14 protein-coding genes and 1 pseudogene are annotated in these 15,108 nt (G+C 70.1%); 5 read left to right on the forward strand and 10 right to left on the reverse strand.

Translation table 11 applies throughout. The features are described 5' to 3' along the window. The 4 genes and pseudogenes from DW296_RS00480 to DW296_RS00495 all read left to right on the forward strand — a co-directional run. Positions 1-343 (forward strand): annotated as a pseudogene (locus DW296_RS00480) (hypothetical protein); the annotation flags it as partial. Beyond that, positions 343-1,521: a glycine C-acetyltransferase gene (locus DW296_RS00485; protein WP_136050626.1), complete on the forward strand. Its 1,179-nt coding sequence runs from the start codon at positions 343-345 to the stop codon at positions 1,519-1,521. The pseudogene DW296_RS00480 and the gene DW296_RS00485, both read left to right, overlap by 1 nt. 54 nt (positions 1,522-1,575) lie before the next feature. Next, positions 1,576-2,181: an ArsR/SmtB family transcription factor gene (locus DW296_RS00490; protein ID WP_136050627.1), complete on the forward strand. Its 606-nt coding sequence runs from the start codon at positions 1,576-1,578 to the stop codon at positions 2,179-2,181. After that, positions 2,178-2,396, forward strand: a complete 219-nt coding sequence (locus tag DW296_RS00495) for a hypothetical protein (RefSeq protein ID WP_136050628.1) — start codon at positions 2,178-2,180, stop codon at positions 2,394-2,396. The genes DW296_RS00490 and DW296_RS00495 overlap by 4 nt, the downstream gene beginning before the upstream one ends. 84 nt (positions 2,397-2,480) lie before the next feature. On the opposite strand, the gene DW296_RS00500 is transcribed toward DW296_RS00495, so the two are convergent. Both DW296_RS00500 and valS read right to left on the reverse strand, forming a co-directional pair. Continuing rightward, positions 2,481-2,690 carry a hypothetical protein gene (locus DW296_RS00500; protein ID WP_025105004.1) on the reverse strand — a complete coding sequence of 70 codons (210 nt, stop codon included), beginning with the start codon at positions 2,688-2,690 and terminating at the stop codon, positions 2,481-2,483. Next, on the reverse strand, positions 2,690-5,284 hold the full coding sequence (valS, locus tag DW296_RS00505; protein ID WP_136050629.1) for a valine--tRNA ligase: 2,595 nt from the start codon (positions 5,282-5,284) through the stop codon (positions 2,690-2,692). Before valS ends, DW296_RS00500 begins: the two co-directional genes overlap by 1 nt. Before the next feature lie 157 nt (positions 5,285-5,441). On the opposite strand from valS, the gene DW296_RS00510 reads away from it, so the two are divergent. After that, positions 5,442-6,491 carry a P1 family peptidase gene (locus DW296_RS00510; RefSeq protein WP_136050630.1) on the forward strand — a complete coding sequence of 350 codons (1,050 nt, stop codon included), beginning with the start codon at positions 5,442-5,444 and terminating at the stop codon, positions 6,489-6,491. Positions 6,492-6,503: 12 nt separating this feature from the next. On the opposite strand, the gene DW296_RS00515 is transcribed toward DW296_RS00510, so the two are convergent. The 8 genes from DW296_RS00515 to DW296_RS00550 all read right to left on the reverse strand — a co-directional run. Continuing rightward, the gene (locus DW296_RS00515) at positions 6,504-7,316 is read right to left on the reverse strand and encodes a serine hydrolase (protein ID WP_136050631.1); all 813 of its coding nucleotides are present in this window, start codon (positions 7,314-7,316) and stop codon (positions 6,504-6,506) included. Then, a complete protein-coding gene (locus tag DW296_RS00520; protein WP_136050632.1) occupies positions 7,313-8,146 on the reverse strand; it encodes a serine hydrolase in 834 nt (277 codons plus the stop codon). Before DW296_RS00520 ends, DW296_RS00515 begins: the two co-directional genes overlap by 4 nt. Then, complete coding sequence (locus DW296_RS00525) at positions 8,143-9,105, reverse strand: S66 peptidase family protein (protein ID WP_136050633.1); 963 nt, start codon at positions 9,103-9,105, stop codon at positions 8,143-8,145. The genes DW296_RS00520 and DW296_RS00525 overlap by 4 nt, the downstream gene beginning before the upstream one ends. After that, complete coding sequence (locus DW296_RS00530) at positions 9,102-10,751, reverse strand: ATP-binding cassette domain-containing protein (RefSeq protein WP_136050634.1); 1,650 nt, start codon at positions 10,749-10,751, stop codon at positions 9,102-9,104. The genes DW296_RS00525 and DW296_RS00530 overlap by 4 nt, the downstream gene beginning before the upstream one ends. Position 10,752: 1 nt before the next feature. After that, positions 10,753-11,667, reverse strand: a complete 915-nt coding sequence (locus DW296_RS00535) for an ABC transporter permease (RefSeq protein WP_082758500.1) — start codon at positions 11,665-11,667, stop codon at positions 10,753-10,755. Beyond that, the gene (locus DW296_RS00540; protein WP_136050635.1) at positions 11,664-12,707 is read right to left on the reverse strand and encodes an ABC transporter permease; all 1,044 of its coding nucleotides are present in this window, start codon (positions 12,705-12,707) and stop codon (positions 11,664-11,666) included. Before DW296_RS00540 ends, DW296_RS00535 begins: the two co-directional genes overlap by 4 nt. Positions 12,708-12,779: 72 nt before the next feature. After that, positions 12,780-14,585: an ABC transporter substrate-binding protein gene (locus DW296_RS00545; RefSeq protein ID WP_240742942.1), complete on the reverse strand. Its 1,806-nt coding sequence runs from the start codon at positions 14,583-14,585 to the stop codon at positions 12,780-12,782. Positions 14,586-14,898: 313 nt separating this feature from the next. Next, on the reverse strand, positions 14,899-15,108 hold a 210-nt coding region (locus tag DW296_RS00550; RefSeq protein ID WP_136050637.1), incomplete at its 5' end, for a M20/M25/M40 family metallo-hydrolase.

Below are 15,108 nucleotides of genomic sequence, written 5' to 3' on the forward strand. Positions count from 1 at the left end.
CGACAAGGTGCAGCGCGGCGAGCTGATCTCCCGCGTGACGAACGACATCGACAACATGAACCACGGCGGACGCATCGCCATGCTCGGGCTGCCGTCGACCGGGTTCGACATCGACTGGGGCAAGCTCGTCACGCACATGCTCACCATCACCGGGATCTACGGCCGGGAGATGTTCGAGACCTGGAACGCCATGGGGGCGATGCTGCAGACGAGTGCGACGTTGCGCGAAGCGATCGGTCGGGTGATCGCCGAAGTCGTACCGGCGCGCGACTGGGAGCGCGGATTCGCGGCGGCGGAGTCCGCCGGCACGGGCAAGATCATCCTCGACTGGACGGAGCTGTGATGTACGCGACCTTCAAAGACCATGTGGCGCAGGAGCTGGCGGGGATCGAGGAGGCCGGGCTCACCAAGCACGAGCGCGGCATCCGCGGACCGCAGAGGGCGGAGATCACGGCCGACGGCGTCGAGGTGCTCAACTTCTGCGCCAACAACTATCTCGGTCTCGCCGACGACCCCCGGATCCTCGCTGCGGCGCGCACCGCGCTGGACGAGTGGGGGTACGGACTCGCGAGCGTCCGCTTCATCTGCGGCACCCAGGAGCAGCACCTCGAACTCGAGCGTCGGCTCGCGGACTTCCTCGGCACCGATGACGCGATCCTCTACTCGTCCTGCTTCGACGCGAACGGCGGTGTGTTCGAGACGCTGTTCTCCGCGGAGGACGCGATCATCTCGGACGAGTTGAACCACGCGTCCATCATCGACGGGATCCGGCTGTCCAAGGCGCGCCGGCTCCGGTACCGCAATCGCGACATGGCGGATCTGGAGGAGCAGCTGCGGGCGGCCGCCGATGCCCGGTTCCGCGTGATCGTGACCGACGGTGTCTTCTCGATGGACGGCTACATCGCCCCGCTGGCCGAGATCTGCGACCTGGCGGAGCGCTACGACGCGCTCGTCTTCGTGGACGACTCGCACGCGGTCGGCTTCGTCGGCGAGAACGGACGCGGGACGCCGGAGTTGTGCGGCGTCGCGGATCGCGTGGACATCTACACCGGCACGTTCGGCAAGGCGCTGGGCGGCGCCTCCGGCGGGTACGTCGCCTCCCACGCGGAGATCGTCGCGCTGTTGCGTCAGCGCTCCCGTCCGTACCTGTTCTCGAACACCCTCGCTCCGGCCATCGTGGCCGGAACGCTGACCGCGCTCGACCTGGTCGAGCGATCGGCCGACCTCCGGGCGCGGCTGCGGGACAACGCAGCCCTGTTCCGAGCCTGGATGGCGGAGGAGGGCTTCGACCTGCTTCCGGGCGAGCATCCGATCGTCCCGGTCATGTTCGGCGACGCCGCCCTCACCGCCCGGATCGCCGCGGCGATGCAGGATCAGGGTGTCTACGTGACGGCGTTCAGCTTCCCGGTCGTGCCGCGGGGCAAGGCGCGTATCCGTGTGCAGCTCTCCGCCGCCCACACCCCCGACCAGGTGGAGCGCTGCGTGGCAGCCTTCGTCGCAGCGCGGGATACCGAGAGATGAAGTGATGCAAAGAAACACTTGCAAAGAACTGTTTGCAAGCGTATCTTTGCATTCATGACGAACGAGACGCAGGTACGGACGCTGGATGCGGGGGCCCTCAAAGCGCTCGCGCATCCGCTGCGGGTCAGGATCTTCGATCTGCTCGCCTCTCGTGGTCCCCAGACGGCCAGCTCTCTCGCGGCCCTCGTGGGGGAGACCTCGGGATCCACCAGCTATCACCTCCGCGCACTCGCGGCACACGACCTCATCCGCGAGGTGGAAGGCCGGGGCACAGCACGGGAGCGATGGTGGGAGCGTCCGAAGGGACGCATCGATGTGCCTGGCCCGGACGAGCAGATGTCGCCGGCCAACCGTGCCGCGGCACAGATCGTCACGTCGGAGTTCTTCCGGCTCCGGCACGAGACGCTGATGCGGTACCTCAACCGCCCGGAGTCCGAGGTCCCCGAGGGCTGGCGCGACGTGGGCGTGACGATCACCACGCACCTCGACATGACCGCGGAGCAGGCGATGTCGCTGCGGGCCGAACTGGAGGCGGTCGTGGAGAAGGCGATCGCGCAGTACCGCGGTCAGGAGGGGCCCGACGTGCGCCGCGTCTCCCTCCGTGCCGAGATCTTCGATCTGCCGACACCGGATGGTGCGGCCACGACGGAGGCATCATGACCGCCGCGACCCTGCACCTCGTCAGCCCCACTCGTACGGAGCGCGGCCTGCTGCGCCTCGCCGACCGGGTCACCGCCGTGATCGAGCACCGCATCGAGCGGCGCGCACAGCGACGGACCCTCGCCCTCGACCTCCTCCGCGAACAGCAGGCCCGCCGCTCCGACCCGCACGCCGTGGATCATCTCCTCGCGCAGCTCGGAGCCCCACGCCGCTGACCCGAGACCCCGGGTACGCGGCGAGACCCCCTCTTTCCCGCGCGGGAAGGAGGGGGTCTCGGCGATGAAGCGGGGTCTCGGCGATCAGAAGGGGCGGGCGATGACCTCGCCGGAGGGGGTCTGGAGGACCTCCCAGCCGGCGTCGAGCTCCGCGATCGCGCGGCCCTCGAGCCAGGTGAGGGTCCAGTGGCCGGTGAGGCCCTGGGACTCGACCTCGGCGATCGCGGGACGCAGCGCTTCGGGGACGGAGGCGGGCGGCTGTGCACCCGTGGCCCAGCGCGTGCCGAGCTGCATCAGGAGGCCTCGACCGGGGCGAGCTCGATCGCGGTGACCGCGAACTCCTCCGCCTCGGTGATCTCGAGCTCGGCGATGCGGCCGACCGCGCGGAGGTCGTCCGCCGCGGCGCGCAGGGCTTCGACCTTCGTGGCGGGAGCGGCGATGGCGGCACGGGAGACCGGGGTCTTCTGCGACGCCTTCGCCTCGGTCTTCGCGCGGCGGATGCCGATGAGCGCCTCGCTCGCGGCGGCCAGCACGGCCGGGTCGCCCTCGATGCCGAGCTTCTCGGGCCACGCAGCGGTGTGCACGGAGCCTTCCTCGAACCACGACCAGGCCTCCTCCGTGGCGAAGGAGAGCACCGGGGCGAGCAGGCGGAGCAGCGTGGACAGCGCCAGACGCAGCGCGAGGGCGGCCGAGGCCTGACCCACGTCGCTCTGGTTGTAGGCGCGCTCCTTCACGAGCTCCAGGTAGTCGTCGCAGAAGGTCCAGAAGAACGCCTCGGTCAGCTCCAGCGCCCGGGCGGCGTCGTACCGGTCGAAGGCCGCGGTCGCCTCGGCCACCACGCCGTCGAGCGCCGTGAGCATCGACGCGTCGAGCGCATGCGTCACCTGAGCGCCCGCGGGCACCGGGAACGACAGCACGAACTTGGCGGCGTTGAGCACCTTGATCGCCAGACGCCGGCCGATCTTCACCTGGGTCGGGTTCTGCGGGTCGAACGCCGCGTCCATGCCGAGTCGGCTCGAGGCCGCCCAGTACCGCACCGCGTCCGAGCCGTGGGCGTCGAGCACGTCGGCCGGGGTGACCACGTTGCCCTTCGACTTCGACATCTTCTTGCGGTCGGGGTCGACGATGAAGCCGGAGATGGCGGCGTTCTTCCACGGGGCGCGGCCGTCTTCGAGTGTGGAGCGCAGCATGGTCGAGAAGAGCCAGGTGCGGATGATGTCCTGTCCCTGGGGGCGCAGGTCGAACGGAGCGGTGAGCTGCCACAGCTCCTCGTCGCGCTGCCAGCCGCCCGCGAGCTGCGGGGTCAGCGAGGAGGTCGCCCACGTGTCGAGGATGTCGGCCTCGGCGTCGAACCCGCCAGGCACCCCGCGCTGGGCCTCGGTGTAGCCGGCCGGGACATCCGTGGTCGGGTCGATGGGCAGCGCGGCCGGGTCCGGGGTGAGCACCCGGTCGTAGTCGCGCTCGCCGTTCTCGTCCAGCGCATACCAGAGCGGGATCGGCACGCCGAAGAACCGCTGCCGGGACACGAGCCAGTCGCCGGTGAGACCGCCGACCCAGTTCTCGTAGCGGACCCGCATGAAGTCGGGGTGCCAGGCCAGCTCGGTACCGTGCGCGAGCAGCTGGTCGCGCAGCTCGCCGTCGCGGGCGCCGTTGCGGATGTACCACTGCCGGGTCGAGACGATCTCGAGCGGGCGGTCACCCTTCTCGAAGAACTTCACGGCGTGCTGGAAGGGCTTGCCGACGGCGGTCATGTCGCCGGTCTCCTGCAGCTTCTCCACGATCGCCTTACGAGCGCTGAAGACGGTCTTCCCTGCCACGTTCTCCGCGTACCAGGCGCGCGCGTCGGCGTCGGCCACGATCGACGGGGCCTCGGCGAGGAAGCGGCCGTCGAGACCGATCGTCGTCATGTTCGGCAGGGACTCGCCGGCGGTGGTGCGCAGCTCGCGCCACCAGATGATGTCGGTCACGTCGCCGAAGGTGCAGACCATGGCCGCGCCGGTGCCCTTGTCCGGCTGGGCGAGGTGGTGGCCGTGGATCTCGATCTCGGCGCCGAAGTAGGGCGTGCGGACCTTCGTGCCGATGAGGTGCTTGTGCGGCCCCTCGGGGTGGGTCACGATCGCGATGCACGCGGGGAGGAGCTCCGGACGCGTGGTGTCGATCGCGATGGAGCCGGAGCCGTCCGCGAAGGGGAACTCGATCGTGTGGTACGCGGCCTGCTGGTCGCGGTCCTCGAGCTCGGCCTGCGCGATCGCGGAGCGGAAGTCGATGTCCCACAGCGTCGGCGCAAGCGCCTGGTACGCCTCGCCGCGCTCGATGTTGCGGAGGAAGGCGAGCTGGCTCTGCCGGATCGTGTCGTCGGAGATGGTGCGGTAGGTCTGGGTCCAGTCCACGCTCAGCCCGAGCTGACGGAACAGCGCCTCGAACTGCTTCTCGTCCTCGATCGTGAGGCGCTCGCACAGCTCGATGAAGTTGCGACGGCTGATCGGCTGCTGGTCCGCTGCCCGGCTCGACTTGTTGTCGCCGCCCTCGAACGGCGGGGTGAAGTCGGCGTCGTAGGGGAGCGAGGGGTCGCAGCGCACGCCGTAGTAGTTCTGCACGCGGCGCTCGGTGGGCAGGCCGTTGTCGTCCCAGCCCATCGGGTAGAACACGGTCTTGCCGCGCATGCGCTCGTAACGGGCCTTGACGTCGGTGTGCGTGTAGGAGAACACGTGACCGATGTGGAGGCTGCCCGAGGCGGTAGGCGGCGGGGTGTCGATCGAGTAGACGCCCTCACGGCCGAGCTCGGTGGCGCGCAGACGGTCGAACAGGTACGTGCCCTGCTCCGCCCAGGCGGCGTCCCACTTCGCTTCGAGACCTTCGAGTGCGGGCTTGTCGGGAATGGCGGACATGGAGGTCTCCTCGAGCGATGTATGCGGCACTGTGTGAGCGTGCCTGAGTGTGGGTGGTGCCGCCCAGTCTACCGAGCGCGCGGGCGGGGCGCTCGACCCGGGGCAGCGTCCGGCGCGGCGCTGCGGCCGGCCCGTCCGACGCTGGAATGATCGGAGCATGACACCGCCGTCGTCCTCGTCCTCCCGTCCCCGTCTCGCCGACCTCGGCGTGCCGTCCGGAGCCTTCGCGCGCGGCGCGGAGAACGCGATCACCGACGTCCCCGGTGTGCGGGTGGGGCACGCCACGCTGCACGGCGACGGTCTGCACACGGGCGTGACGGCGATCGTCCCCGAGGCCCTCACCGCCGAGCGCCGCAGCCTTCCCGCGAACCTCTCGGTCGGCAACGGCTACGGCAAACTCGTCGGTGCCACGCAGCTCCGCGAGCTCGGGGCGCTGGAGACGCCGATCCTGCTGACCTCGACGCTGTCCGTGTTCCGCGTCGCAGATGCGCTGCTCGGGCATCTGCTGGCGACGCCGGCGCACGCACGGACGACCACGTTGAACCCGGTGGTGGGCGAGACGAACGACGGATTCCTCTCCGACATCCGTCGTCGAGCCGTGGGGGAGGAGCAGGTGACGGCGGCCCTGGCTGCGGCGGCTCCGGGTGCGGTCGCGGAGGGAGGCGTGGGCGCCGGTGCCGGGACCGTCGCCCTCGGGTACAAGGGCGGCATCGGCACGGCATCGCGGCTGGTCGAGGTCGCGGGGCGGACGGCCACGGTCGGCGTCCTCGTGCAGACGAACTTCAGCGGCACGCTGCGGATCGCCGGCGTCCCGCTGCCCGCGGAGGAGCTCCTCGCCGATGCTCCGGCACAGCCCGTCGGCAACTCCTGCATGATCGTCGTCGCGACGGACGCTCCCGTCGACGGGCGGCAGCTCGGCCGCGTGGCCAACCGGGCCGTGTTCGCGATGCGCGGTGTCGGCGCCGCCTATGCGCAGGGCAGCGGCGACTACGCGATCGCCTTCTCGGTGCACGACCAGGCGGACGGCGGTCCGGCGGCCGACGACGAGCTCTCGCCGCTCTTCGCCGCGACGATGGACGCGGTCGAGGAGGCCCTGGTCAACTCGGTGCTCGCCGCGGAGACCACCGTGGGCCCCGAGGGGCGGACGGCGCACGCGGTGCCGATCGATCGGGTGCGGGAACGCCTGGCTCGCGCCGGGGTCGTCTGAGCCGCGGCGGTCTCAGTCGGCGAGCGCGGCGTGGATGTCCTCGCCAATGCGGCGCATGGCGGCCAGCACCGGGCCGCGCCCGTCGGCGCCCCGGTCCCAGTTCGCCAGGACGGCGTACGCGATCCGGCGGGTGGGGGACATGACGATCCCGGTGTCGGCGCGGACGCGGGAAATCGTGCCGGTCTTGTTCAGCAGCCACACGCCGCGATCGAAGCCCCAGTGCGCGAGCGGGTCGAGGTCGAAGGCCGACGCGACCATCGACAGATCCATGCCCGCGCCCAGCCAGCGGCGCAGCGTGTCGGCCGAGGCGGGGGAGAGATCAGTGCCGTCGGCCAGGCGCGACATGAAGAGCACGAGCTCCGCGGCGTTCGCGTGCGACAGCGTCTTCGGGGCCCCGGGCGGGATCGGCCACCGCACGATGTCGTCGAGGGCCGAGGCGGTGTAGCCGAGCGCGCGGGTGTGCTCCTGCACGGTCGGGATGCCGATGACGCGGCCCAGCGTGTTGGTCGCGGCGTTGTCGCTCACCGCCCCGATGAGCGCGGCCACGTCGTACAGCGACAGCTCGGACGCCTGCAGCAGGTACCAGAGCCCGGAGTCCTCGATGGCCTCGACCGGCCGTCGGGTCACGCGCTCTTCGAGAGTCCGCGTGCCGGCGTCCACCTCGGCGAGGAGGCGGTGGAGGAGGAAGATCTTGCCGACGCTCGCCGTGTCCTGCACCGTCTCCGGGTCATGGCGCAGCAGCACCTCGCCGGAGTCGATGTCCTGGACGAGGACCGACCACACCGTGCCGTTCTCGTCGGGGAGCTCCACCTCGATCGCGCTCATGCGTCTTCCTCGTCTCGTGCGCGTCCGGTGACGTGCGCGCGGATGAGCTCACCGACCGCGCGCATGTCGTCGAGCACGGGCGCGCGGAGGTCGGCCGCGGAGTCCTTCCAGTTCGCCGCCACCGCATACGCGACGGCGGCCCTCGGGCCCCGCAGCAGTCCGACGTCGACGCGGGCGAAGCTCACGCTGCCCGTCTTGTGGCGCAGCACCATGCCCTGATAGTCGGCCTCGACGTGGGCGAGGGGGTCGAGCAGGAAGGCGTCTGCGGTCATCGACGTGTCGGTGTCGGCGGCCAGCCAGTCCAGCACCCGGGCGCTCACCGCGGGGGAGAACGCCTCGCCGGCGCCGAGCCGGCGCATCACGTCGGACAGCTCGGCCGCCGTGCCGAACGACGGCGTCCAGGGCAGGTCGGGGGTGCGCTCGTTGCGGATGTAGTCGTGCAGGGCGGTGTCGCGGTATCCGAGTGCCGGAGCGACGGCCCGCACCTCCTCCAGACCGCAGAGGTGGATCAGGGCGTTCGTGGCGAGGTTGTCGCTCACCGCCCCGACGAGGAGCGCCGCATCGTGGACCGTGATGCGCTGATCGTGCATGCGGTACAGCAGCCCGGAGTCCTCGACGCGGTGCTCGTCCGGGATCTCGATCCGGTCGTCCTCGGCGAGCGTGCCCGCCTCCAGCCGTCGAGCGACCTCGAGGAGCAGGAAGATCTTGCCGATGCTCGCGGTCTCGCACAGCGTGTGCGGCTCGTGCTCGGCAAGGGTCTCGCCGCTTCCGGCGTCGACGAGCCGGATCGACCAGGAGACACGGGGGTCGAGGGGCGGAAGAGCGATCATGGCCGTCCCACCGTGAGGCGGGGCTCGTCGCCGGTCGCGTCCAGCACCCCGTCGACACCGAGCGGGATGGTCAGGGCGTGCGGGTCGTGGCCGAAGCCCTGCTCCCACAGCACGGGGACCCCGGCGTCCTGGAACTCGTCCCGCATGAGCGCGTGGACGAGGTCGAGGTCGCCGCACTCGTGCCAGGAGCCGAGAACGATGCCCGTCGCCTGGGCGAGACGGCCCGCGCGCCGGAGCTGCGTGACGAAGCTGTCGAGGCGGTACGGCTCTTCGGTGATGTCCTCCAGGAACAGGATGCCGGGGGAGGGGACGTCCGCCTCCGGGGCGCCGAGTCCGGCGGCGAGCAGGCTGAGGTTGCCGCCCGTGAAGCGCCCTTCGGCGCGGCCCGGCGTCATGATCTCGGTCTTCGGGCCGATGAGCTCCCGCCCGCGCCAGGGTTCGAAGAGCCAGCGCTGCACGTCGTCGCGCACCTGCTCCGAATCGCGGAAGACGTTGTTCCCCGCCATCGGGCAGAAGAGCGTCGCGACGTCGAGGTGCGCGCGCCACGTCTCGTGCAGGGCGGTCACGTCGGACGAGCCCGTGAGGAGCTTCGGTCGCCCGTCCCGGCGCAGCGCCCCGCGGCGCATGTCGGCCCAGTCGATGCCGTCGAGGAGGCGCAGGGCACCGTAGCCGCCGCGTGCCGTGACGATGGCGTCCACCTCGGGATCGAGCCAGGCGTCGACGAGGTCGGCGCGGCGGAGGCCGTCGGGCCCCGCGAGGTAGGACGCGCGGGGGTGCGGCGTGAGGACGTGCGCGCCCACCCGGACCTTCAGGCCCCAGGACTCGTAGTAGCCGACGGCGCGCTGGGTGTTCTCCTCGTTGCCGGGTCCGGACGGCGAGACGATCGCCACCGTGTCGCCGGGTTGCAGGGGAGCCGTGTCGAGATACGGCGACACCGTCGCCTCCGTCAGGACGCTCATGCCGTCTTCTCCTCGATGCGCGGCGCCGCGGACAGCAGGTGCCGGGTGTACTCGTGCTGCGGGTTCAGCAGCACCTCTTCGGTGGGGCCGTGCTCGACGATCTGCCCGTGGTACATCACCGCGACCGTGTGGGCGATGTTCCAGGCGAGACCGAGGTCGTGCGTGATGACGAGGGCGGAGAGCCCGAGGCGGCGCCGCAGCTCCAGCAGGAGTCCGAGGATCTCTCCGCGCACGGACGCGTCGAGCGAGGCGACGGGTTCGTCGGCGATGAGCATCTGCGGCTGCACGGCGAGCGCACCGGCGATGACGACGCGCTGCCGCTGCCCACCGCTGAGCTCCTGCGGGATGGCGCCGAAGTAGCGCTCCGGCGGGGTGAGCTCCGCGTCGGCGAGGCTCTGCGCCACACGCTCGCGTTCATCACCGGCGAAGCGCTGCACGCGCAGTCCCTCTGCCACGGACTCGTAGACGCTGTGCTTCGGGTTCAGCGCGGCCCAGGGATCCTGCAGCACGAGCTGCACCTGCGAGCGGAACCGCGCGAGGTCGCGCCCTTTCGACGGGATCGGTGCGCCGTCGAAGAGGATCTGCGACCCGGGGTCGGCAGGCTGCAGGCCCATGAGCGCGCGGGCGAGGGTCGACTTGCCGGAGCCGGACTGGCCGACGAGCGCGACGATCTCGCCCTTGCGCACCGAGAGGTCGACGTCGCGGACCGCATGCACGGGGCGCCCGCCGGAGCGGTAGGTGACGTTGACTCCGCGCGCCTCCAGCAGCACCTCGTCGCCGTGCGTGATCTCCGGCACCTCGTCCGCATCGCGGCCGTGCCGGGTCACCGGGGCCATCCGGGACGCCGGATCGCCGATCGTGGGGAAGGCGTCGGCGAGCTGTCGCGTGTACGCCTCCTGCGGGGTCGTGCAGACCGCGTAGCTCTCGCCGACCTCGACCAGCTCCCCGTCGCGCATGATGGCGATCCGGTCGCACGCCGTGGCGAGCACCGAGAGGTCGTGGCTGATCATGAGCATCGAGATGCCGCGCTCCGCCACGAGACGCGAGATCATGTCGAGGATCTGCTTCTGCACGATCACGTCGAGCGCGGTGGTGGGCTCGTCCGCGATGATGACCTCCGGATCGCACGCGAGGGCCATCGCGATCATCACGCGCTGCTTCTGGCCGCCGGAGAGCTCGTGCGGATACGACTCGCTCTTCTGCTGCGGCAGGTCGACCACGTCGAGCAGCTCCCGGACCCGTTCCTTGCGCGCCTTCTCGCCCTTCCAGCGGTCGGAGGCGTGCAGCTCCAGCGCCTCCAGGAGCTGCCAGCCGACGGTGCGGACCGGGTTGAGCGAGTGCATCGCACCCTGGAACACGATGGACGTCTGCGCCCAGCGCACGGCGCGGAGCTGCCCGAAGGACAACGTGGCGACGTCCTCGTCGCCCAGCAGCACGCGGCCGCTGAGCCGGGCGTTGCGCGGCAGGAGCCGGAGCACGCTCATGGCGAGAGTGGACTTGCCGGAGCCGGACTCGCCGGCGATGCCGAGGGTCTGCCCGGCGGGGAGGGTGAGCGAGACGTTGCGTACGGCCGCCACCTCGTCGCGACCGGACCGCCCGGAGGTGCGGTACGTGATGGAGACGTCGTCGAAGATCAGGTCGGGCATCTCAGCGGCTCCTCAGCGTCGGGTTGGTGATGTTCTCGACGGCGCGGCCCATCAGGGTGAACGACAGCACGACGAGGACGATGGCGATGCCGGGCACGAGCACGTACCACCAGTAGCCGCTGGTCGCCGCGGAGACGTCCATCGCGTTCTTCAGGATCGACCCCCAGGACTGCAGCGTGGTGTCGCCGAGGCCGAGGAACGCCAGGGTGGATTCGGAGATGATCGCCGAGCCGACCGTCAGCGTGGTGTTGGCGAGCACGAGCGGCAGCACCCCGGGGAGGAGGTGCTTCATGATGATGTGCCAGTGCCCGGCGCCGAGGGCCCGCGAGCGTTCGATGTAGTCGCGCGACTCCACGGAGAGGGTCTGCGCGCGGACGACGCGGGCGGTGCCGGCCCACGAGGTCAGGCCGATCGCGATGATGATCGTCCAGACGCCGCGGCTCAGCACCGACGACAGCACGATCGCGAGGATCAGCGACGGCAGCACGAGGAAGAAGTCGATGATGCGCATCATCAGCCCGCCGAAGAACCCGGTGAAGTGGCCCGCCGAGAGGCCGACGAGGGTGCCGATGATCATCGACATCGCCGTGGCGGCGAGGCCGACGAGCAGGGACACCCGGGCGCCCCACACCATGCGGACCCAGATCTCGCGACCCTGATGGTCGGTGCCGAGGGGATGCTCCCAGGACGGCGGGGCGAAGCGCTGCACGTCGACGAGCTTCGTGACGTCGAGCATGCTGGCGGGGGCGATCACGGGGGCGAAGATCGCGATGAGGGCCACGATCACGAGGAAGACGAGGCCCACCATGCCCGCCCGGTGCTGGGCGAACTGCCGGCAGAAGTCGACGAAGGCGGTGCCGCGGCGATGCCACGCCAGGGCGCGGGGCGAACGGATGGTCGGGGATGCCGTGGTCATGCGCGCCTCACCCTCGGGTCGAGCTGCCGGTAGATGAGGTCCGCGATGAGGTTCATCGCGATGATGATCGTGGAGAACACCACGAAGGTGCCCTGCAGGAGCGGGAGGTCGGGGCCGGAGATGGCCTCGAAGGTCAGCTTCCCGAGCCCGGGCCAGGAGAACACCGTCTCCACCGTGACGGCCCCGGCGATGAGGCCGCCGATGTGCATGAAGACGAGGGTGACGGTCGGCAGCAGGGCGTTGGGGACGGCGTGCCGACGCCGCACGAGGTCCTCCCGGAGGCCCTTGGCCCGCGCAGTGGTGAGGTAGTCGGCGCCCATCTCCTCGAGGAGCGAGCTGCGCATCACCATGAGGTACTGCGCGTACACGACCGCGACCATCGTGATCACCGGGAGCACCATGTGCGAGATCACGTCCAGGACCGCGCCGACCGGATCGGTGGGCGGGTTGGGGGAGACCATGCCTCCGGTCGGGAACCAGTGCAGCGTGCCGCCGAAGATCATCAGGAGCAGCAGGGCCAGCCAGAAGGTCGGCACCGACCAGAACACGAGCGACGTGCCGGAGACGACGCGGTCGAAGGTGGAGCCGTGCTTCCAGGCGGCCTTCTGCCCGAGCCAGAGCCCGAGGGCGATCGCGATGATGGCCGCCGTGCCGGTGAGGAGGATCGTGTTCCAGAAGTACTGGCCGATGAGCTCGGACACCGACGTGCGATAGACGTAGCTCGTGCCGAAGTTCAGGGTGAACACGTTGCCGAGGTAGTCGATGAACTGCTGCCACAGCGGCTTGTTCAGACCGAGCTGCTCGCGCAGCTGGTCGGCCTGCTCGGCGCTCATCCCGCGCTCGCGGGCGATCGAGGCGACCGGATCGCCCGGCAGGATCTTGAAGGCGAAGAATCCGAGGAGGATCACCATCGCCAGGCTGATGGCCGCGCCGCCGAGCTTGACCAGGAAGTAGCGGAGGGCGCCGACGCCCTTCGGCTGCTCCTCGGCCGCGGCGCTCGTCGCGATGGCGGAGGTGGACGGGGGTACCGCGTTGGACATGGGGGTCTCCTTACAGCGGACCGGGAGACGCCGCGGGTGCGGAGGCCCGCCACCCGCGGCGTCTCGCCGGACTCATTCGACGTCGGCGATGTTGCGGCGACGGATCAGGAAGAAGATGACTCCTCCGATGATGACCACCCCCACGACGATGCCTCCGATGAGGAGTCCGGTGTTCGTGCCGGTGCCGCCGGCGGTCGCGCCCTCGACGGGCTCGACGGTGAGGTAGCCCCAGTAGCCGGCCTGGTTGGCGATGATGCCGCCGTCCTTCGGCTGCAGGGTGAAGCCCGTGAAGCGGTCGGAGCGGTAGGCCTCGAGCGAGTTCGCGTACCAGGTGGCGACCTGCGCGGTGTCGGTGTAGTTCAGCGCGAGCATGTCGTGCACGATCTCCTGGCGCTTGTCGGCGTCGATCTCGGAGCGCTGCGCGGCGTACATCTCGTCGAACTCCGGGTTGCAGTACCCGTCCTGCGTGGTGCCGCCGGTGCCGTCGGTCGCGGTCGGCAGGTTCATGCAGGTGTTGATGCCGAGCTGGTAGTCGGGGTCGGGGTTGACCGACCAGCCGCTGAAGTACAGGTCGTAGTCGCCGGACGTGGCCTTCGCGCTGATCGTGTCGGAGTCGGTGGACTCGACCGTGATCTCGATGCCGATCTCCTTCATCCAGGGGACGAAGAAGTCGGAGATGGACTGCTCGTTCGCGTCGTCCGCGTCGGTCAGCAGGCGCAGGCTCAGGCGCTGGCCGTCCTTCTCGCGGATGCCGTCGGTGCCGGGGACCCAGCCCGCGTCGTCCAGCTTCGCCTGCGCGGCCTCGGGGTCGAAGCCGACGATCACGTCGTCGTCATCCGAGAGGTGCCACTTCGGGAAGGACGCCGGGATGAAGCTCGTCGCGAGCGTGCCCTCGCCGTCCAGGACCTTGTCGAGGAGGGTCGCCGTGTCGGTGCCGAGACGGATGGCCTGGCGGACCTCGAGCTCCTTCAGCGCGGCGTTGCCGGTGCCGTAGGGCACGTTGTCGCGCGTCTGCTGGCCGACGTTGATGCTGATCGAGTGGTAGCGGCGGCCCTCACCGGAGTGCGTGGTGATGCCGTCGACGCCTTCGAGCGCCGAGAACTGCGTCGGGGTGAGGCCGGTGACGAGGTCGACGTCGCCCGCCTTGAGAGCCTGCACCTGGGCGTCCGAGTTCGTGTAGTACACGTACTGGATCGCGTCGATCTTGGGGGCGCCGCGCCAGAAGTTCTCGTTCGCCTTCAGCACGATGGACTGGTTGGCCGAGTAGCTGTCGAGGACGAACGGGCCGGAGCCGACCACGTCGGCGTCGTTGGTGAAGGTCGTCGGGTCGTCGACCTCCTCCCAGATGTGCTTCGGGACGATCGGGATCTCCGAGCCCGGGTTCGGGGCCTGCGGGGTCTTCAGGGTGATCACGACGGTCTTGTCGTCGGGGGTCTCGACGGTGTCGAAGTTGGAGACGAGGTTGCCGTTGGCCGTGCCGAGGGCGGGCACCGTCATCATCTGGTCGTACGTGTACTTCACATCGGCGGAGGTGATGGGCTCGCCGTCCGACCAGACGAGGTCGTCCTGGAGGGTGAAGGTCCACGTCTGGCCGCCGTCGGTCGCCTCCCAGCTGTCGGCGAGGCCCTTCGTGGGGGAGCCGTCCTCGGCGTCGTTCTGCACGAGCGACTCGTAGACGTACCGGATGATGTTCGTCGGCGTCAGGTAGATCGAGATGAACGGGTTGAACGTGTCCACGAATCCGGAGGTGGCGATCCGGAGCGTGGTCTCGGACGCCGGGGATTCGGTGGCGGCGCTGACGGACTGCGCCTGAGCGGCACCGACCGGAGCGGCGATGAGGAGCGCGGAGGCGATCGCGGCGGCGGTCAGACTTCGCACGGTTCTGGAGCGGGGGGCAAGACGCATGGAAGGTCCCTTCGGGCGCCGCCCGGATCCACAGTGAAGCCGGGTCGGTGCTGACCATGCAAGCGGAAGACGGCCCCGCGGTCAAGACATTCGATGCGTATCGCGGAAGAAATCTGCCATCCTCGGGAAAGTGCGCCGGCTGTCGAGGCGGTGTAACACGGCGGAAACACGCGGATGCCAGGATGCGCACGCCGGAGCTGATCGCGGAGGCGTCGATCACATGTCGCAGACATCCGGAACGTATCTCCGGCCGTTCGGGTCGGGCGTGGGAACCGGAATCGTATCGTCACTCCGCCGTGACGGTGAGCACGGCACGCAGGAGCGCGATGCGCTCGTGCAGAGAGGAGCGCAGGAAATGCTCGTCCGCCGCATGTGCGCCGCCGCCTCGGGGACCGAAGCCGTCGACCGTCGGCACCCCACGTCCGCCGAGGAGGTTCGTGTCACCGGCTCCGGCCGCGGGGCGGCCGTCGACCGGCTGGCCGAGCGCCGCACCGGC

The organism is Microbacterium sp. K36 (assembly GCF_004794355.1).
Lineage (GTDB): Bacteria > Actinomycetota > Actinomycetes > Actinomycetales > Microbacteriaceae > Microbacterium > Microbacterium paraoxydans_D.